This is a genomic window from Hyphomicrobiales bacterium (assembly GCA_039973685.1).
GTDB lineage: Bacteria > Pseudomonadota > Alphaproteobacteria > Rhizobiales > JACESI01 > JACESI01.
This window is the reverse complement of record JBDWKL010000011.1, coordinates 43,072-60,726: the sequence shown is the minus strand read 5'-3', so window position 1 is coordinate 60,726 and position 17,655 is coordinate 43,072. Positions and strand designations below refer to the sequence as shown.

Genomic DNA, 17,655 nt, shown 5'->3' with positions numbered 1-17,655 from the left:
GCGGCACGGGCGAGCGGGCTACCACACCCGTGTTGCCGAACGTCCGCTTCGAGCCCATATTGACGGAGTTTATTTTTTAAGTAAACGTTGGGCCCAGTCTGTTTTCACATGGACTACGACTAATACTCTCTTATCTAGTTGGGTGGTGGATGAAATTTTTCTTGTTGGGTTTTGGTATACTTATTGGATATGGAGCACATATATTTGTTGATCTGAGATCAGATTATGAGCGTTCCGTGAGGTTAGCCGAAGCGCATTGTATGAATGTTGCTCTGACGACCCCAGATGGCGTCCAAACTCCTAGAAAAATTGATTGTAAGCTAATTCACAACGACGTCACCCTGACCTTCGAGGTTATTAAAGACGACGGAATTTTCATGGACTGTTTACAAAGTGTATCATTATTCAGGCCGGAAATTCATCCTAGAAATTGTTCACTTTATGAGCGATAGTTCAGCCTTAAACGATTGGAGATAACATTCCAAATACGCGTAGTTCTAACTCTACAGCAATACCTAAACGAACAGCAGCAAAGTCCGCATAGCCGCCATCGCCCCCTCAAAACGCCTTAAACGTCAGCGTCGTCAGCGACCTTGCAATGCCCTCAATATCGAGCAGCTTATCATTGACGAATTTGCCGATGTCCTCGCCCTCATCAATATAAAGCTTCATCATCAAATCAAAATCGCCGCTGGTGGAATAAAGCTCTGATGCGATTTCGCGGGCGTAGATTTCGTCGGCGACCGTGTAAGTTTTACCCGGATGACATCTGATTTGGACAAAAACGCATTGCATAAGCGTGGCTCCTTAAGAATTTGATGGTGTGACCCTAACGATCACTTGCCGAACTTCGTTGTTTCAACTAACAACACGCAACACGAAAATTCAACGCAAAGGACCCATATCATGGGATTTAAATGCGGTATTGTTGGTTTGCCCAATGTTGGCAAATCCACCTTGTTCAACGCACTCACCAAAACGGCGGCAGCGCAGGCGGCTAATTATCCGTTTTGTACCATCGAACCGAACACTGGCGAAGTGAGTGTTCCAGACGAGCGATTGGCGAAAATTGCAGCGATTGCAGAATCAAAAGAGATCCTGCCCGCCCGCCTCAACTTCGTTGATATTGCGGGTCTCGTGCGCGGCGCCTCAAAAGGCGAAGGGCTTGGCAACCAGTTCCTTGCCAACATCCGCGAAGTGGACGCCATCGCCCATGTGCTTCGTTGTTTCGAAGATGGCGACATTACGCACGTGGAAGGCAAGATCGACCCAATTGCAGATGCTGAAACGGTTGAAACCGAGCTTTTGATTGCGGATCTTGAAAGTCTTGAAAAGCGCGTTGTTGGCGTGCGCAAGAAAGCGGGCAGTAAAGACAAAGAAGCTGCTGAACAACTTCCCATCATCGAAGCCGTCTTAGAACTCTTGCAAGAGGGCAAACCTGCACGTCTTCTTGAGGTCAGCGATGACGACTACAAAATTTTCGAAGGCTTGCAACTCCTCACCTCAAAGCCAATCCTTTATGTGGCAAATGTGGAAGAAGAAAGCGCTGGTAGCGGCAATGACTTTTCTGCCCGCGTTGACAAGATGGCCGAAGAACAAGGCGCAAAGTCAGTCACCATTTCTGCCGCCATTGAATCAGAGATCGCACAGCTAGACCTTGATGAGCAGGAAGAGTTCTTGGAAACCCTAGAGCTTGAAGAACCGGGCCTTGATCGTTTGATCCGCCGTGGCTACGAACTTCTCAATCTCCAAACCTATTTCACCGCTGGCCCGAAAGAGACCCGCGCGTGGACAATTGCTGAAGGCACCAAAGCACCACAGGCTGCTGGCGTCATTCACACCGATTTCGAAAAAGGCTTCATCCGCGCCCAAACCATCGGTTACACAGACTACGTAACCTTGGGCGGTGAAGTACCTGCCAAAGAAGCAGGAAAGGCGCGTGATGAGGGCAAGGAATATGTCGTTCAAGATGGCGATGTGATGTTGTTTAAGTTTAACAACTAGAGCGAAGAGTGACGCCATGAGTGATTTTGAGATCAAGCAGATCAACGGCAAATCAGTCCTGTTCGTCATGGCTGTACCAATGGAATATGGCGACGCCCTTCAAGCCCGCATCAAGCCCCTCATGTGCGGCGTTGGTCCTGTTGAGGCCGCTATGCAGGTGACCAAGGCTTTGAGCGGCTTGAACACAAAGCCAGACCTCATTGTCTCTCTTGGGTCAGCAGGCTCTGCCACGCTTGAACAAGGCGAAGTCTATCAGGTGGAGAGCGTTTCTTACCGCGATATGGACGCCTCGCCGCTGGGCTTTACCAAAGGCGTCACCCCTTTCATCGACCATGAAATAGCAATCTCCCTCACCTGCCCGCTCTCAACGGCAACAGCACGACTTTCAACAGGCGCAAATATCGTTTCTGGCGAGGCCTACAAAGCTATCGACGCTGACATGGTGGACATGGAAACCTTCGCCATTAAACGGGTTGCAGATACGTTTGACGTGCCATTAATGGGCCTACGCGGCATCTCAGATGGCAAGGAAGAGCTTTCCAAGTACGAAGACTGGACAGCCTATCTCGCAGATATTGATGTGAAGCTTGCAAAGGCTGTGGATGAGCTCGCCGCCGTTTTATAAGGCGCGAAACAAACCAAAACGTTTTTGAAACCCTTTTCCTATAAACTGCGCTTCATAATATCTTTGTGGAGCATCGACCGTGAGTTCTATTGGCTCATCATTTTCACCGCTACAGGTAGCAACGCCCTCCTTTTTGGAGCGTTTAAACCTGTCTGAAAGTGTGGATGATGCAAGCCTGACGGATGCACAGCGCACAGCCCGCAATGAGATCAATGCCCTTGAGACAGCGCTCGCAGACAGCGCCCCCGCTGTTGAAGGTGATGAGGGCGAAGAAGCGCCGACGCCTGATGTGCTTTCCTTCGTTTCAGAACAGTTTCAAGGCGAAAACAGCGATACAGCTGTTGCGTTTCTGCTTGATCTTGCAGCCCAAGAATTAAGCCAGCCAAGCGATATCAATCTTGAAGAAGGTTTGGAAAGCATCGGCGCTGGCGATCTCACAGACACGCAAGCGCTCGCACAAGTGCTCGAGTTTGCAGTGGAGACAAACCGCTTGCTTCAATCGAGCGATGCATCAATTGGCCTTCGTCTTGAAATTTTAGGCGACTTACAAAACGGTCTGCGCGACCTTCAGGTTTAGTCGCCTTCAAATTCCACTAGCACGTGCACATCAACGCCCATCGCTTCAAGCTTCGCGCGACCACCAATATCCGGCAAATCTACGATAAAGGCGGCGGCCACAACTTCACCACCTGCACGGCGCACAAGCTCAATCGCAGCTTCGGCTGTGCCGCCTGTCGCAATCAAATCATCGATAATGAGAACGCGGTCGCCCTTTTTGATGGCGTCGCTGTGTATCTCAATGCGGTCCATTCCATATTCAAGCTGGTAGTCCTGCCCAATCGTCTCACCCGGCAATTTGCCCTTTTTACGGATTGGTATGAAACCACGGCCAAGTTCATGAGCAACAGCGCCGCCTAAGATAAACCCGCGCGCTTCAATGCCAGCAACATAGTCGATGTCTGCCGTGATAAAAGGGCGCAACAGCATATCAACAGATGCGCGCAACCCAACAGGGTCAGCGATCAATGTCGTCACATCACGAAACTGAATACCTGGTTTTGGATAATCAGGGATTGTCCGAATGAAGTCTTTCAAATCAAAATTGTTAGCAGCTGTCATGAAGTTTGAACCTGAAACCGGTAATTGCCATTTTTCCGGCTTCTTATCACCACGTCACAGACAAAACTGCAAGTCATCCTTTGACACAGGACGCTAGATTCGGGCCTCACCCAGCCTATCTCGTCAAAATAACAAGATTAGTTGGTGCTTAAGCACCCAACTTGACGCTGGTCACCACCCTGAGCTTTGAGCGTCTAACCCGCTGCCATTTTGGTGGCGGGTTCTTTTTTGGCGTAATCATCCGCGATTTTGTGCGATGTTAAACCACCATGCCAAATGCGATCAGCAATCTTGCGGAACCAGTCACGTGATGGTTTTTCAACAAATTGATAAGTGAAGAAACTGGCACCGATGACCACAATCAACATGGCAGCATATACAAGATCACCCTGCCATAGTTCTTTACCAACCATGCGAATTTGGGTGCCGTCGTCTTTCACATAGAAGGTGAAAATATCAAGGTTCAATTTGCCTGCGACCAATTGCATAGCATTGAGCAAACGTGCTGTGACGAAAGCGTGGATCATATAGATCGAGAAGGACAGTGTGCCGATAAGCACCAAAGGGCGCACCATCAACATACGGCTAATCAAACCGCGTTGATTAGCGAAGACAAGCACAGAGATAAAGAAGAACGGGATCGGCAACGCATAGGTCAAAGCGCCTTCTGCGTTGTTAAGATAGACAAGCACCCAAGAGACAGCACAGGCTTCCATCAAGGTTGCAAAGGCAACGCTCCAGCGCTGCAAACGATGCTCAGCAGTGCGGTAAGCATGAAGGCACAAAACACCCGCGCTGAAGCCTGCAAGACAACGTGCAAGGCCCATGAAACGATTGTCCAACAATCCATCCGCCATGCCATAAATCCAAAACGGCGGAATGATCACGAGCAACGCCAAGATTGCCCATAATGATTTGCGTAAATAGATCGCACCAAGCGCAAACAAGAAATACGCAAGAAGCTCTGTTGAAACGCTCCAGCTTGGGAAGTTCCAAGACGCGTAATCAAGTACGCCGACACCTTGAAGCATGAAGAGGTTCACCCAAATCGCTTCAAGCGACATCGCACCTGTGAACGGCTGACGGGCATTGGCGTTAACCGCGCTGATCATGTCAGCAAAGGCGAATTCAAAAACAATATACGCAATCAACATCACAAGATGGATCGGATAAAGCCGCCCTATCCGCAAGAACATAAACTTGCCAAGCGAATGACCTTGCTGGAAGCGCGCATGATAATTGGCTGCAATCACGAAGCCCGAAAGCACGAAGAAGAAATCAACGAACAATCCAGCATTGCGTGTGATCGGTGAGAAGTAGGCGTGACTAAAGGCACTCACGTGCAAAAACACGACCAAGCAAGCGCAAATACCGCGCCATGAATCAAGCGCCAAAAAATGCTTACGCGGTTCAAAATCTATCGGTCTTGTTGACTTCATCACCATCCCACCAATCCAAACTACTCAAAAGCATAACAAAAGGGCGTTAATTCCACGCAAAGCGGTATGCTTAATGAACGGTAATAAAATGGGAATATGGAAACAGCACGCAACAAAAAAGGCGCCCCAAAGGAGCGCCTTTAATTTGTTATTTTGAAGCGTTGATTAGTGCTTCACACTCGCATAAACGCGGCGTTTTGTGCCGTATAGAAGGCCTGCGAAAAGGATCATGAAGATCATCGCTTTAAAGCCTAGAGACTTACGCTGTTCAAGCTTAGGCTCTGCTGCCCACATCAAGAAATGCGTGATGTCTTTTGCGTATTGGTCGAGCGTTTCAGGCGTACCGTCGTCATAAGTCACAAGACCTTCTGACAGAGGCGGTGCCATCGCGAGAGCTGGACCACCAATGTAATACGGATTGTCATATGTACCCGCATCATTGGCTTCATCAGACGCATAACCAGTCAAAAGCGCGTGGATGTAATCCGGCCCCTGCTCTTGGTATTGCGTGAAGATATCGAACACGAAGTTCGGGAAACCACGTTCAACTGCGCGTGCTTTTGCAATTAGCGAGAAGTCTGGTGGGTAAGCACCACCGTTTGACGCTTGTGCTTGTTGCTTGTTTGCCCAAGGACCCGGAATTTTGTCAGACAGTTTTGGCTGACGTTCAATCGGCTCACCATCTTCATCTGGAAGCGCATCGATGACTGTTGTCGACCAATCTTCTGCAAGCTGTTTTACTTCAGCTTCAGAAAACTCAGGGCCACCTTTTTCCATCAAGTTGCGAAAGTTCACCAAGCCGATTGAGTGACAAGCAGAACAAACTTCCTGATAGATTTTGAAACCGCGCTGCAAAGCACCACGGTCATAATGACCGAACGGTCCAGCAAACGACCAATCTTGGTAAGCAGGTTGCTTAATATGATGGCCACCTGCAGCGTGTGCACCTGTTGCGGCGAGACCAACGAAGGCTGCTGCAATAAGCGGAAGGCGGAAGAGTTTAAAAGTCATTTTAGACGTTCCTGACTTTGATTTAAAAAGTGTCATAGCGCGCCCCTTAACCTTTAGACTCAGCGGAAGCCGCGTCACCATCTTTACCAAGGACTGCTTCAGAGATTGAAGCAGGCTGCTCATTTGGCGTCTCATAAAGACCCAAAAGCGGTAGAACGATGATGAAATGAGCGAAGTAGTAGAGTGTCGCCATTTGCGCGATGATAATATACGGCTGCTCTGCAGGTCGTGAACCAAGCCATCCAAGAAGAACGGTATCGATTACGAATATCCAGAAGAACCATTTGTAGATCGGACGATACTTTGTTGAGCGCACTTTTGATGTATCCAGCCAAGGCAAGATGAAGAGCACAGCAATCGAACCAAACATCGCAATAACACCGCCAAGTTTTGAATCGATCGGGCCGATGTCAAAAGTAATGGCACGCAAGATCGCGTAGAACGGTAGGAAGTACCACTCAGGAACGATGTGCGCAGGTGTCACCAACGGGTCAGCCGGAATGTAGTTGTCTGGGTGACCAAGGAAGTTCGGCATATAGAACAAGAACCAACCAAACACGATGAAGAAGCACATCAAAGCGAAGGCGTCTTTAACAGTGGCAAATGGTGTGAATGGCAAGGTGTCTTGCTTCTTCTTCACTTCAATACCAGTTGGGTTTGTTTGACCTGTTACATGCAGCGCCCAAACGTGGAGGATAACCACGCCGAGGATCATGAATGGCAATAGATAATGCAGTGAGAAGAAACGGTTCAACGTCGCATTATCAACGGAGAAGCCACCCCATAACCATGTCACAATCGGTTCACCCACGAGAGGTAAGGCCGAGAACAGGTTGGTAATCACTGTCGCACCCCAGAAAGACATCTGTCCCCAAGGAAGAACGTAACCCATAAACGCTGTACCCATCATCATAAGGAAGATGACAACGCCGAGGATCCATAGAAGTTCGCGAGGCTCTTTGTATGAACCGTAGTAAAGACCACGGAAAATATGCAGGTAAACGGCGATGAAGAACATCGACGCACCATTCATGTGCATATAACGAAGCAACCAGCCGTAGTTCACATCACGCATGATGTGCTCAACAGCACCGAAAGAAATTGCAGTATTCGCAGTATAGTGCATTGCAAGCACGATACCGGTGATGATTTGAACCACCAACATGATCATCAAAATGCCACCGAAGGTGTACATATAGTTCAAGTTGCGTGGGACGGGATATGAGACGAAGCTATCATACATCAACCGTGGAAGCGGAAGGCGTTTGTCGATCCACTTCTCTACACCGGTTGCAGGCTCATAATGTCCGTGATGTTCCATTCCTGACATAGATTTTCCCCTTAACCGATTTTAATGACGTTGTCAGACAGGAATTCGAATGGCGGCACTGGAAGATTTTCCGGTGCTGGGCCTTTGCGAATTCGTCCGGCGGTGTCGTAGTGAGAACCGTGACATGGGCAGAACCAACCACCGAAGTCGCCACCATTGTTCTCAACGCCAAGTGGGATACAGCCAAGGTGCGTACAAACACCAACCATAACGATCAGGCTTTCACGGCCTTCACCAGCTGAGCGGGCAACGTCTGTTGCTTCACCACCAGCAGGTGTACGTGAATCTTGGTCAGGCAATGTCGCTACATCAACAGCTTTTGCCTCAGCCACTTCTTCATCCGTACGGTTACGAATGAAAACGGGCTTACCGCGCCACATAATGCGCATGGACATGCCAGGTTCAAGGGATGAAATATCGACTTCAGTTGTCGACAAAGCCAGCGCCGAAGCGTCTGGGTTCATCTGATCGATAAACGGCCATGCGACGCTTGCAGCGCCAACGACGCCAAACGCACCGGTTGCGACATACAAAAAGTCGCGGCGGGTTGGATCTTGATATTCTTCAGACAAGGTCAAATCCTCGTTGTTGTACCTACTGCCCTACTTAATAGAGCAAAAAGTGTAACCATGTAGTTATTATTCGCGCGACAAATTGACTCCAACATCAAAATCTCCAAGCGCGCTAAATCGCGACCTTTTAATCGCGGTTTTACGAGTTTGTCTAGTACTCATAAGGTTTGGAGGGGAATTTGTGTACGATAAACGCCCGAACACGCGATTTGTCTCAGTTAATTCACAGATTAATGCGCGACTAAAGACGAATTTGTATGATTATCAACATCAATGAATGCACCATTCTGTCTTGCCCATAATCGCGCATACAGTCCATCAGCTGCAATCAGCTCTTTGTGGGTACCACTTTCAATGATTCGCCCCTCATCCATCACCAGCAAACGATCCATCGCCGCAATCGTAGAAAGTCGGTGTGCAATGGCCAGCACGGTTTTACCTTGCATGATTTCTTTGAGGTTCTCACGAATAGCGGCTTCCGTTTCTGAATCGAGCGCCGAAGTTGCCTCATCAAGCAGCAATATTGGCGCGTCCTTCAAGATCACCCGCGCCATTGCGATACGTTGGCGCTGACCACCAGAAAGCTTCACACCACGCTCGCCCACATGGGCATCATAACCCGTTCGCCCCTGCCCATCCTCAAGCCCCTCAATAAACCAGTCTGCTTCTGCCTGTTTTGCCGCCTTTACCACGTCATCAAGGCTTGCTTGCGGGCGCGCATAAGCGATGTTTTCAAAGATTGACCGATTAAGCAGCGCCGTTTCTTGCCCCACAACGCCAATTTGCCCCCGAAGAGAACGTTGCGTGACGCTGGAAATGTCATGGCCATCAATCGCGATCTCACCTTGTCCCAGATCATAAAAGCGAAGGAGCAAATTAAACAGCGTCGTCTTGCCAGCACCCGATGGCCCAACAATACCGATCCGCTCGCCTGCTTTAATGGCAAAGGAAACGCCCTCCACCACTTCGGGGCGATCATTCTGCTCATAGCGAAAATGCACGTTATTAAATGAAACATTGCCCACCACCTTAGGTAACGATGGAGCGTTGGGCTTATCTGTGAGTGCAATCGGCTTAGTGATCGTATCCATCGAATTTTGGATCGTGCCCACCGCCCGAAACAGTGCATTAAACTGCCCCAACATGCGGGTCGCTAAAATCGTGAGGCGCATCATAAGGCCGAGCGCGAAAGCAACTTCACCAACGCTCATTTGTTGTCCACGCCAAAGCGAGAGCGCACAATAAGCAATACCAATCACCATCGCCGCATTGATGATATGCAGCGAAAACCGCATAGTGGTGATGTGGCGGGTGTATGTTCTTATGGCATCAGTAAACAACGAAATCGCCTGACGCACGCCTTCATCTTCACGCGAGGCGACACCATCAATTTTGACCAATGACATGTTAGAATAAATATCAACAAAGCGCCCATTGACGCGCGCTTGCAGCTCTGAAAACCGTTTGGCTGAACGCCTGATGCGTGGCACGAAAAACACTAAGATGCTGATATAAACAACGCACCAAACCAAAAGCACGCCGACCAGCAAAAAGTTCAATTCACCGAACAAGACGAGTGAACCGGTTACATAAATCAGAAACAGCCAAATCATCTGCAACAGGCTGATTAGGAAATCACCTAAAGATTGCCCGCTTTGCGTCACCTGTGTCGCGATACGTCCTGCAAAGTCGTTGTTAAAGAACGAAAGCGTCTGCCCCATCACATGCGAATGATTCTGCCATCGCACCATATTAAAGAAACCTGGCACAATGACTTGTTCATCCAAAATTGTGCCAAAAATCATGAAGCCAACGCGGATAACAGCGACAAAGAACATCATCCATAAAAAGGTCGAGGCATAATCTTCAAAAATACTCTCAATATTCGCCGTCGCGAGCAGATCAACGATCTCGCCCACATATTGAAACATCACGATCTCAATATAACCGTGCGCCCCACCCAAAATGAGCGCTAAAGCAAAAATAAGCGGTGTTTGCCGGATGAAATGCCAGACATAGGCAAAAAAACCTTGCGGAGGCGCTCCCTCACCCGCTTTGAATGGATCAACCCAGCCTTCAAAATATTGGAAAAACCGATTCAACATGGAGCAACTATAAAAGGTTCTTGCAAAACTGCCAGCGACTGTTGAAACTAGCGTCAAAGTTTCACGAGAAAGAAATGCAACCTATTATGGAATTTATCGAACCTTATAAAGCGCAAGCTCTCGAAATCTGGGCAGTGGTCCTCGTCTGGCTGCAATCGCCAGCATTCTATGCACAAATCGGGGCAATTATTGGCGCTTGGTTCATCGCAAAAATACTATCTGCGACCATAAAAAAGCGGGTCTCTTTCCTAACCACTGAACCTGACAAGGATGGCCGACTTTATTTCATTTTGAGATGGGCCTACATGGTACGGGACCTGTTACAGCCTCTCCTACTCATCGCAGCTCTTGCCGTTGCAGTCGCCATTTTGGATGCGACAATCGGCACCTCTTGGTTGGCAAAGCTAGCGCAAAGTTTGGCCGTTGTTTTAGCCCTTAATGCAACCATCAAGCTCTTCATTCCTGCTGGTGGCTTGCAACGTATTATTCAAATCGTCGTCCTACCATCCGCACTCCTCATGGTGTTTGGTCAGTTCGACGCGTTTACTGCATGGCTCGATACGGTCGCCCTTGAACTTGGCAATATTCGCATCTCCGCCCTCTTCATGATCAAGGCAGCGATTTTTGGCGGTATCTTGTTCTGGCTTGGTCGCCATTCCAACAAAGCCGGACAAGGCGTCATTCAAAAACAAGACAGCCTCGACCTCAGCATGAAATCGCTGGTGGGAAAACTGTTTGAAATCGCGCTCTTCATCATCATCGGCATCGTGTTCTTACAGCTTTTGGGCGTTGACCTTACAGCGCTTGCCGTTCTGGGTGGTGCTGTTGGTGTGGGTCTTGGTTTCGGCTTGCAACAAATCGCTGCAAACTTCATCTCGGGCATGATCATCCTGTTTGAGCGATCCCTATCGCCGGGTGATTTCATAGAGATGGAAGATGGCAGATCTGGCATCTTGAAAGAGATCAACATGCGCTCCACCACGCTGGAGACTTATGACGGCAAAGAGATCATGTTGCCGAATGAGAAATTCATCACCACAACCTTCGTCAACTGGACCCGCGACGATCCGCGCCAGCGTTATGAAGTAGAATTTACAGTCGCCTATGACACAGACATTGACCCTTTGCCCGAGTTAATCGTCGAAGCTGTTTCAAAGCACCCACAAGTATTGGATGATCCAGAACCTGCTGACGTAGAACTACGCTCCTTTGATGACAGCGGTATTCGGTTTGGTGTGGAGTTTTGGGCCGATGGCATTGATGACGGTAAAAACAAGTTCTCATCCGACGTGCTGTTCATCATCTGGCGCACGCTACGAGACAACAAAATCAGCATCCCGTTCCCGCAAAGAGAAGTGCGGATTATTGGGGAAAAATAAGATCAGGTTTTCTTATTCAAACATTCGAAAATCGCTCGATGAATGCTATATAAATAATAGCCATTAGCACTACTCACTGGGCCAAGCTTTTCCCAATATGTAGGCTGCAGGAATGAGCGAAATCATGAATATCAAATAACTGTAAACGAACAAAATCGCGTCAAGATACATCGGCTTATTAAATATCACCGGCTCATAAACTAACAACAAGACGATTACGCCTCCAAACACACCCATACCAAAATAAAATGCGACGGCTGCTGTTGCGGAAGTCGTAGCAGTCTCAGTTTGAATAAATTTACAGATTAACCGACCAATCCAAAGGATTGTGTCACCTGAAATAGAAATCATTAAAACTAAGACTACCAGAGAGATAATCAACTCAACATAAAACACCGAAGCTATACCTTGTAGTTCTTCAGTAGAAAAGAAAGCAATTACACCGACCAGCACCAAGACGATAAATACGACCAAGGCTAAGCCAGCACAAAAAAAGGCCACCCCTCGTCTCCAGAATGAAATAGCCTCTGATTTATGTGTGTTATGGCGCGTTCCCCCTTGTGATACGGCTTCTTGCAGAATTGGGTCAAAGATGGATCCAACCGCCTTAAATGCCATAGCAGGTATGGCGCAGATAGAAGAGATAGCTAAGTAATATGGAATGTTACTATATTCGTTCAGAAACAAACAGAAAGCAACAACAGGTCCAATGGTCAAAGTAAGGTAACCGAGGACGTTGGTTTCCCAAATTGTTACCCCGTTAATTGAGCTCACACTGTTCCATGCGTAACGAATTATAGACTCAGAGCCCGTACACCCTAGATAAATGAGAACGAAACAAATAAGATAACTTTTAGGCGTCTCTAAACGATAAACATCGCCTGATACCGCGACGATTTCATAGAAATCCACCGCTTGTCCCAAAAAAAGAAACGCCATATATATTAGCAAGTGAATAAAAAATATTATGTAAGTATAAATCATAAAAAATCACTCCAGAAAAAAATTATTTATCAAAAATACGGATATAAAATTATTTTTTTGTAAAATTTAAATTCAAATACAAATACATTAAATTTTTTTATCACTATTTCGTAGCGCACCACCTTTCAGTTCATATAAATCCCATCACATCATCACCTCAATAAAACGCGTACAACCCAGGCAGACTGAATAATTCAGTTCTAAGAATGTTGAGGTATGGGTTGAATATCGGCCGAAACGAATTCCAAACGAGCTTGTTAGGAAAACAAAATTTCACGCTCATAGCAGGTCATAGGTTAGCACAATATCTGTATCAAACAGGCGAGCATCAACAATGACGGCAAACCCGCCCCCTTCAATCTCTCAATCTTCACCTAAGATATTTAACCTATTTAGGGCCAAACAGCTTCTTTTTGTCGTGTATTTACTATTTTACCTTGCCATTTGTCGAATTAGTGTTTATTTGAATTTTGTCGAAACTTAATGAATCTCTATGTATTCTTTGCCCATCAGTGAATGGATGAACATTTTCCGAGCTCTTCTAAATTTGTCGAATAAAAAAATGGACGTGAACATCGCGAGCCATCCCGAAATGTAATTCATTGATGAAAGGTAATTTCAATGACCACAGGTACAGTAAAATTCTATAACAGCCAAAAAGGTTTTGGCTTCATTCAACCTGAAGACGGCGCGCAGGACGTATTCGTACACGCGACTGCTTTGGAACGCTCAGGCGTTGACGGCCTTTCAGAAGGTCAAAAAGTTTCTTTTGAAACTGAAATCGATTCACGCAGCGGCAAAACTGCTGTTAGCAAGCTAGAAATCGTTTAATCAGCGTTTGATTCGCTTTTAGATTAAACAATCTACTTGATTAAGATTAAACGGCGGCGCTTTTTAGCTCTGCCGTTTTTTTATGAGCGCCACCTACTCCGCCGCGCCCTTATCCGCTTCATACAAAAACCCACCAGATTGCCGCTCCCATAGTTGAGCATAGCGACCACCAGCCTTGACGAGCTCATCATGGGTGCCGTCTTCGATAACACGACCTTCATCTAAGACGATAAGCCGGTCCATGGCGGCGATTGTGGAAAGTCGGTGAGCAATCGCAATCACAGTTTTGCCTTCCATCAAATCATAAAGCTGTTCTTGGATCGCTGCTTCTACTTCGCTATCGAGCGCGGAAGTGGCTTCATCCAAAACCAGGATTGGCGCATTTTTCAAAAGCACGCGGGCAATGGCGATGCGTTGGCGTTGACCACCAGAAAGATTGACGCCCCGCTCGCCCACAAGTGCATCTAGCCCCTTGCCACCTTTTACGTCTTCAAGCTCAGGAATATAACTCCACGCTTTTGCTTGTTTTGCCGCTGCGATAATCTCATCTTCGCTTGCCCCTTCGCGACCATAAGCAATGTTTTCTCGGATGGTGCGGTGAAGCAGGGATGTGTCTTGGCTCACCATGCCAATTTGCGAGCGCAGGCTTTCTTGAGTGACCTTGGCAATATCCTGCCCGTCAATTTTCACGATACCCGCTTCAACGTCATAAAGACGCAGCAGCAAATTAACGAGCGTTGATTTACCCGCGCCCGACGCACCCACAAGCCCAACCTTTTGGCCAGATGCCACATCAATTGAAAGATCGCGAATAACGCTTTTGGTTTTGCCATATTGAAAGGACACATCGCTGAAGCTGATGGCACCTTTATCAATCACCAATGTCGAGGCGTCTTCTTCATCGCGCACGATGCGGGTGAGTGCGAGTGTATTGATGCCATCTTTAACCGTACCTATATTTTCGAAAATGCCGGCCATCTCCCACAAGATCCAGTGCGACATACCTTGCAGGCGGAGCACCAAGCCCATAGCAACAGCAATATCGCCAATCGACACAACCTCCACTCGCCACGCCCAAATAGAAACCGCAGCAACGGCAAAAAACGCACCGTTGTTAAGAAGAGCTAGCGAGAAGTTGAGCCATGTCACTTTACGCATTTGTGCATGGACAGCATTCATAAAACCGATCATAGAACGCTTGGCATAGCGCTCTTCGCGGTCAGCATGGGAAAACAGTTTGACCGTTTGAATATTCGAATAAGCATCCACCACATGCCCCGTCATAACGGAGCGCGCATCGGCTTGGTCTTGTGCAATGTCGCGAAGTTGCGGAATAAATATCCGTAGCAAAATCGCATAACCAACGAACCAACCGACAAACGGCAAAACAAGCCGCCAATCTGCTGCAAAGGCAACAGCCACAGCACCAAAGAAATAAACGCCGACAAAGACGAAAACATCGCCCACCTTCATCAACACATCACGCACCGCAAGCGATGTCTGCATCAGCTTATTGGCAATGCGGCCCGCGAAGTCATTTTGATAAAACGACATGCTTTGGCGCAGCAAATAGCGATGCCCGCGCCAACGCACACCCATCGGGAAATTACCCATAATGCTTTGATGCAAGATGAGTTCCCGCACCCAATCAACCGCTGGTAAAATAACAAGCAGCACCACCGTCATGAAAAGTAGAGTGTCACCATGCTGATCAAAAAAGCTTGCCCGTTCCGAATTAGTAAGCAGGGTGACGAGATCACCCATAAAAGTGAAAATCATCACCTCAAGCACAGCCACCACAGCGGTCAAGCACGACATAAACAGCAAGAGTGGCCACATCGGTTTTGCATAAAACCAACAAAACGCCACATAGCCAGTTGGCGGTGTTTGCACACCATCATCGGCGAAGGGATCATTCAACCCTTCAAAATATTCCATGAGGCGGCTTGGTTTTAGCAAAAGAAGAGCTTTCTTGTTGGCTGGATACCCATTAAATAGGCAGCAATCTGAATGCTCCGTCTTTGTAGGGGCATGAGGCCCCAAGAGCAATTCAAGAATATTCAACGATGAATGAAAAAACCGCAATCAGCAGCACCGCACCAGCCCCACTGGTCTACCGACCACCGACGGGCCCGCTTTGCTATGTGCATGTGGATGAGCAGTTGCTGGTCTTGGATAAACCGTCGGGCCTGCTCACCGTACCAGGCAAAGCAGACCACCATAAAGATTGCTTAGAAAGTCGTGTGCAAGCTGAACACCCCAAAGCACGCATTGTCCATCGCTTGGATATGGATACCTCTGGCCTCATCGTTTTGGCGCTTGATGCAGACACCCACCGCCATCTCGGCCTGCAATTTGAACGACGTCATGTTGATAAGCGATATGTGGCGGATGTTTGGGGGCAACTGGAAAATGAAACTGGCGAGGTTGATCTGCCGCTCATTTGCGATTGGCCAAACCGCCCGAAGCAGATGGTGGACTTTGAGCAAGGAAAATCCGCACAAACAAGCTGGAAGGTACTCGCGCGTGATGAAAATAAAACCCGCGTTCAGCTTTTCCCGAAGACCGGACGTTCTCACCAATTGCGCGTTCACATGCTATCGCTTGGCCATCCGATTTTAGGCGACAATCTCTATGCTCACGAGCAAGCCTTAAACGCCTCCGATCGCCTTAGCCTTCATGCAGAAATGCTAGAATTTCACCATCCCATCGGCGGCGCCCGTATCAAATTTGAAAGTGAATGCCCGTTTTGAAACCCCGTTCAACAAGCCAACTCAGCATCGCGCTTTATCAACCAGACATCCCGCAAAATACAGGAACGATCCTGCGCATGGGGGCTTGTTTAGGAGTGAAAGTTCACATCATTGAGCCGACCGGATTTGTCTTGTCGGATACGGGTCTAAAGCGCGCTGGCATGGACTACTTAGAAATCGCGGCCATGCAGCGGCACGTCTCGTTTGATGCCTTTTGCGAATGGCGCATAAAGGAACAAAAGCGCTTGGTCTTGCTCACAACAAAAACCGACAAGAGCTATGCAGATCTCACCTATAATGAAAACGATATTTTGTTATTTGGTCGCGAGAGTTCCGGCGTGCCTGAAAGCGTGCATGAGCTTGTGGATGAGCAACTCACTATCCCCATGGTCGAAAACATGCGCTCTCTCAATCTTGCCTGTTCCGTTGCCATGGTCGCAGGTGAAGCGCTGCGGCAAATCGGATAGCGCAATAACTGCATGTCACGATTTTTCCTATGGTGAAGCGCGACATCTCTGATAAAACGAACCAAGATGCATTTTCAGGAAACAATCTATGTCTGATACGACAACACCACAGCCTCTCCCTGCAGACATTGAAGACAAGAAAAAAGAAGCCGAAAGCTGGTTTCAAAACTTGCGCGACCAAATTTGCGCTGAGTTTGAGACGCTTGAACGCGAAGTGTCCCTTGGCAAAGAGGGCGTAGAACCTGCAACATTCAATCGCACGCCATGGGATCGCACAGACCACACAGGCGCAAAGGGCGGTGGCGGCGTGATGTCCATGATGCATGGGCGCCTGTTTGAGAAAGTCGGCGTTCATTGCTCCTCTGTTCATGGGGAATTCTCACCAGAGTTTCGCAAACAAATTCCAGGTGCTGAAGAAGACCCGCGCTTTTGGGCCTCAGGCATCTCGTTGATTGCTCATTTGTGGAATCCAAACATTCCAGCCGTTCACATGAACACCCGCATGGTCGTGACCACGAAACAATGGTTCGGCGGCGGCGCAGACCTAACGCCTGTACTCGACAGACGCCGCAACCAAGAGCACGAAGACACGATAGATTTTCATGCCGCTATGGAAAAAGCCGTCACGCCGCACTCTGACATCATTTCTTATGAAAAGATCAAAAAGTGGTGCGATGAATATTTCTATCTCCCCCACCGCGATGAACCGCGTGGCGTGGGCGGCATCTTTTATGACCGCCATAATTCAGGTGACTGGGATAATGATTTGAACCTCACCAAAGACGTAGGCCTTGGCTTCCTTGATATCTACCCAAAGCTTGTCCGCAAAAATATGGAAACGCCTTGGACAGACGAAGATCGCGAAGAACAACTGATCCGACGGGGTCGCTATGTGGAATACAATCTGCTTTATGATCGCGGCACAATTTTTGGTCTCAAGACTGGTGGTAACGTCTCATCAATTCTCTCCAGTCTTCCGCCAGAGGTGAAATGGCCGTAAAAGAATGATGAAACAAAATTCGACAGCCTGAGAACC

The 17,655-nt window shown here is 48.1% G+C and carries 17 protein-coding genes; 8 read left to right on the top strand and 9 right to left on the bottom strand.

Features of this window, described 5'->3' with window-relative positions; translation table 11 throughout:
• Positions 1-558: 558 nt before the first annotated feature.
• On the bottom strand, positions 559-795 hold the full coding sequence (locus tag ABJO30_02090) for an Lrp/AsnC ligand binding domain-containing protein (GenBank protein MEP3231601.1): 237 nt from the start codon (positions 793-795) through the stop codon (positions 559-561).
• A 111-nt stretch (positions 796-906) separates the two neighbouring features.
• Here ABJO30_02090 and ychF point away from each other — a divergent pair, with 111 nt between their 5' ends.
• From ychF to ABJO30_02075, 3 genes are all read left to right on the top strand, one after another.
• On the top strand, positions 907-2,004 hold the full coding sequence (ychF, locus tag ABJO30_02085) for a redox-regulated ATPase YchF (GenBank protein ID MEP3231600.1): 1,098 nt from the start codon (positions 907-909) through the stop codon (positions 2,002-2,004).
• Positions 2,005-2,020: 16 nt separating this feature from the next.
• Positions 2,021-2,629 carry a 5'-methylthioadenosine/S-adenosylhomocysteine nucleosidase gene (locus tag ABJO30_02080; GenBank protein MEP3231599.1) on the top strand — a complete coding sequence of 203 codons (609 nt, stop codon included), beginning with the start codon at positions 2,021-2,023 and terminating at the stop codon, positions 2,627-2,629.
• A gap of 79 nt (positions 2,630-2,708) precedes the next feature.
• Positions 2,709-3,206: a hypothetical protein gene (locus ABJO30_02075; protein ID MEP3231598.1), complete on the top strand. Its 498-nt coding sequence runs from the start codon at positions 2,709-2,711 to the stop codon at positions 3,204-3,206.
• Here ABJO30_02075 and ABJO30_02070 read toward each other — a convergent pair.
• The 6 genes from ABJO30_02070 to ABJO30_02045 all read right to left on the bottom strand — a co-directional run bounded on the left by ABJO30_02070 (position 3,203) and on the right by ABJO30_02045 (position 10,205).
• Complete coding sequence (locus ABJO30_02070; protein ID MEP3231597.1) at positions 3,203-3,748, bottom strand: adenine phosphoribosyltransferase; 546 nt, start codon at positions 3,746-3,748, stop codon at positions 3,203-3,205. The genes ABJO30_02075 and ABJO30_02070 overlap by 4 nt on opposite strands.
• A gap of 194 nt (positions 3,749-3,942) precedes the next feature.
• A complete protein-coding gene (locus ABJO30_02065) occupies positions 3,943-5,187 on the bottom strand; it encodes an acyltransferase (GenBank protein MEP3231596.1) in 1,245 nt (414 codons plus the stop codon).
• Positions 5,188-5,352: 165 nt separating this feature from the next.
• Entirely contained in the window at positions 5,353-6,198 is an 846-nt protein-coding gene (locus tag ABJO30_02060; protein ID MEP3231595.1) for a cytochrome c1, read from the bottom strand.
• A 46-nt stretch (positions 6,199-6,244) separates the two neighbouring features.
• On the bottom strand, positions 6,245-7,519 hold the full coding sequence (locus ABJO30_02055; protein ID MEP3231594.1) for a cytochrome b/b6: 1,275 nt from the start codon (positions 7,517-7,519) through the stop codon (positions 6,245-6,247).
• Between the two features lie 20 nt (positions 7,520-7,539).
• Entirely contained in the window at positions 7,540-8,106 is a 567-nt protein-coding gene (gene petA, locus ABJO30_02050) for a ubiquinol-cytochrome c reductase iron-sulfur subunit (GenBank protein ID MEP3231593.1), read from the bottom strand.
• A gap of 224 nt (positions 8,107-8,330) precedes the next feature.
• A complete protein-coding gene (locus tag ABJO30_02045) occupies positions 8,331-10,205 on the bottom strand; it encodes an ABC transporter ATP-binding protein (protein MEP3231592.1) in 1,875 nt (624 codons plus the stop codon).
• A 74-nt stretch (positions 10,206-10,279) separates the two neighbouring features.
• On the opposite strand from ABJO30_02045, the gene ABJO30_02040 reads away from it, so the two are divergent.
• Positions 10,280-11,584: a mechanosensitive ion channel domain-containing protein gene (locus ABJO30_02040; GenBank protein ID MEP3231591.1), complete on the top strand. Its 1,305-nt coding sequence runs from the start codon at positions 10,280-10,282 to the stop codon at positions 11,582-11,584.
• Between the two features lie 69 nt (positions 11,585-11,653).
• On the opposite strand, the gene ABJO30_02035 is transcribed toward ABJO30_02040, so the two are convergent.
• The gene (locus ABJO30_02035) at positions 11,654-12,568 is read right to left on the bottom strand and encodes a hypothetical protein (GenBank protein MEP3231590.1); all 915 of its coding nucleotides are present in this window, start codon (positions 12,566-12,568) and stop codon (positions 11,654-11,656) included.
• A gap of 621 nt (positions 12,569-13,189) precedes the next feature.
• Here ABJO30_02035 and ABJO30_02030 point away from each other — a divergent pair.
• Complete coding sequence (locus ABJO30_02030; protein ID MEP3231589.1) at positions 13,190-13,399, top strand: cold-shock protein; 210 nt, start codon at positions 13,190-13,192, stop codon at positions 13,397-13,399.
• A gap of 93 nt (positions 13,400-13,492) precedes the next feature.
• Here ABJO30_02030 and ABJO30_02025 read toward each other — a convergent pair whose 3' ends face one another.
• Positions 13,493-15,337: an ABC transporter ATP-binding protein gene (locus tag ABJO30_02025; GenBank protein MEP3231588.1), complete on the bottom strand. Its 1,845-nt coding sequence runs from the start codon at positions 15,335-15,337 to the stop codon at positions 13,493-13,495.
• Positions 15,338-15,465: 128 nt separating this feature from the next.
• On the opposite strand from ABJO30_02025, the gene ABJO30_02020 reads away from it, so the two are divergent.
• From ABJO30_02020 to hemF, 3 genes are all read left to right on the top strand, one after another.
• Positions 15,466-16,152, top strand: coding sequence for an RluA family pseudouridine synthase (locus ABJO30_02020; GenBank protein MEP3231587.1), 687 nt, complete (start codon positions 15,466-15,468; stop codon positions 16,150-16,152).
• The gene (locus tag ABJO30_02015) at positions 16,140-16,619 is read left to right on the top strand and encodes a tRNA (cytidine(34)-2'-O)-methyltransferase (protein ID MEP3231586.1); all 480 of its coding nucleotides are present in this window, start codon (positions 16,140-16,142) and stop codon (positions 16,617-16,619) included. Before ABJO30_02020 ends, ABJO30_02015 begins: the two co-directional genes overlap by 13 nt.
• An 88-nt stretch (positions 16,620-16,707) precedes the next feature.
• A complete protein-coding gene (gene hemF, locus ABJO30_02010) occupies positions 16,708-17,619 on the top strand; it encodes an oxygen-dependent coproporphyrinogen oxidase (GenBank protein MEP3231585.1) in 912 nt (303 codons plus the stop codon).
• Positions 17,620-17,655 lie beyond the last annotated feature (36 nt).

What these genes read in the sequence shown, in the direction of transcription:
- ychF (MEP3231600.1), top strand. Translation starts at nt 907, where the DNA reads ATGGGATTTAAATGCGGTATTGTTGGTTTGCCCAATGTTGGCAAATCC.
- ABJO30_02045 (MEP3231592.1), bottom strand. Translation starts at nt 10,205, where the DNA reads ATGTTGAATCGGTTTTTCCAATATTTTGAAGGCTGGGTTGATCCATTC.
- ABJO30_02040 (MEP3231591.1), top strand. Translation starts at nt 10,280, where the DNA reads ATGCAACCTATTATGGAATTTATCGAACCTTATAAAGCGCAAGCTCTC.
- ABJO30_02015 (MEP3231586.1), top strand. Translation starts at nt 16,140, where the DNA reads ATGCCCGTTTTGAAACCCCGTTCAACAAGCCAACTCAGCATCGCGCTT.
- ABJO30_02065 (MEP3231596.1), bottom strand. Translation starts at nt 5,187, where the DNA reads ATGAAGTCAACAAGACCGATAGATTTTGAACCGCGTAAGCATTTTTTG.
- ABJO30_02020 (MEP3231587.1), top strand. Translation starts at nt 15,466, where the DNA reads ATGAATGAAAAAACCGCAATCAGCAGCACCGCACCAGCCCCACTGGTC.
- ABJO30_02025 (MEP3231588.1), bottom strand. Translation starts at nt 15,337, where the DNA reads ATGGAATATTTTGAAGGGTTGAATGATCCCTTCGCCGATGATGGTGTG.
- ABJO30_02035 (MEP3231590.1), bottom strand. Translation starts at nt 12,568, where the DNA reads ATGATTTATACTTACATAATATTTTTTATTCACTTGCTAATATATATG.
- ABJO30_02060 (MEP3231595.1), bottom strand. Translation starts at nt 6,198, where the DNA reads ATGACTTTTAAACTCTTCCGCCTTCCGCTTATTGCAGCAGCCTTCGTT.
- ABJO30_02090 (MEP3231601.1), bottom strand. Translation starts at nt 795, where the DNA reads ATGCAATGCGTTTTTGTCCAAATCAGATGTCATCCGGGTAAAACTTAC.
- ABJO30_02070 (MEP3231597.1), bottom strand. Translation starts at nt 3,748, where the DNA reads ATGACAGCTGCTAACAATTTTGATTTGAAAGACTTCATTCGGACAATC.
- ABJO30_02080 (MEP3231599.1), top strand. Translation starts at nt 2,021, where the DNA reads ATGAGTGATTTTGAGATCAAGCAGATCAACGGCAAATCAGTCCTGTTC.
- ABJO30_02030 (MEP3231589.1), top strand. Translation starts at nt 13,190, where the DNA reads ATGACCACAGGTACAGTAAAATTCTATAACAGCCAAAAAGGTTTTGGC.
- ABJO30_02055 (MEP3231594.1), bottom strand. Translation starts at nt 7,519, where the DNA reads ATGGAACATCACGGACATTATGAGCCTGCAACCGGTGTAGAGAAGTGG.
- hemF (MEP3231585.1), top strand. Translation starts at nt 16,708, where the DNA reads ATGTCTGATACGACAACACCACAGCCTCTCCCTGCAGACATTGAAGAC.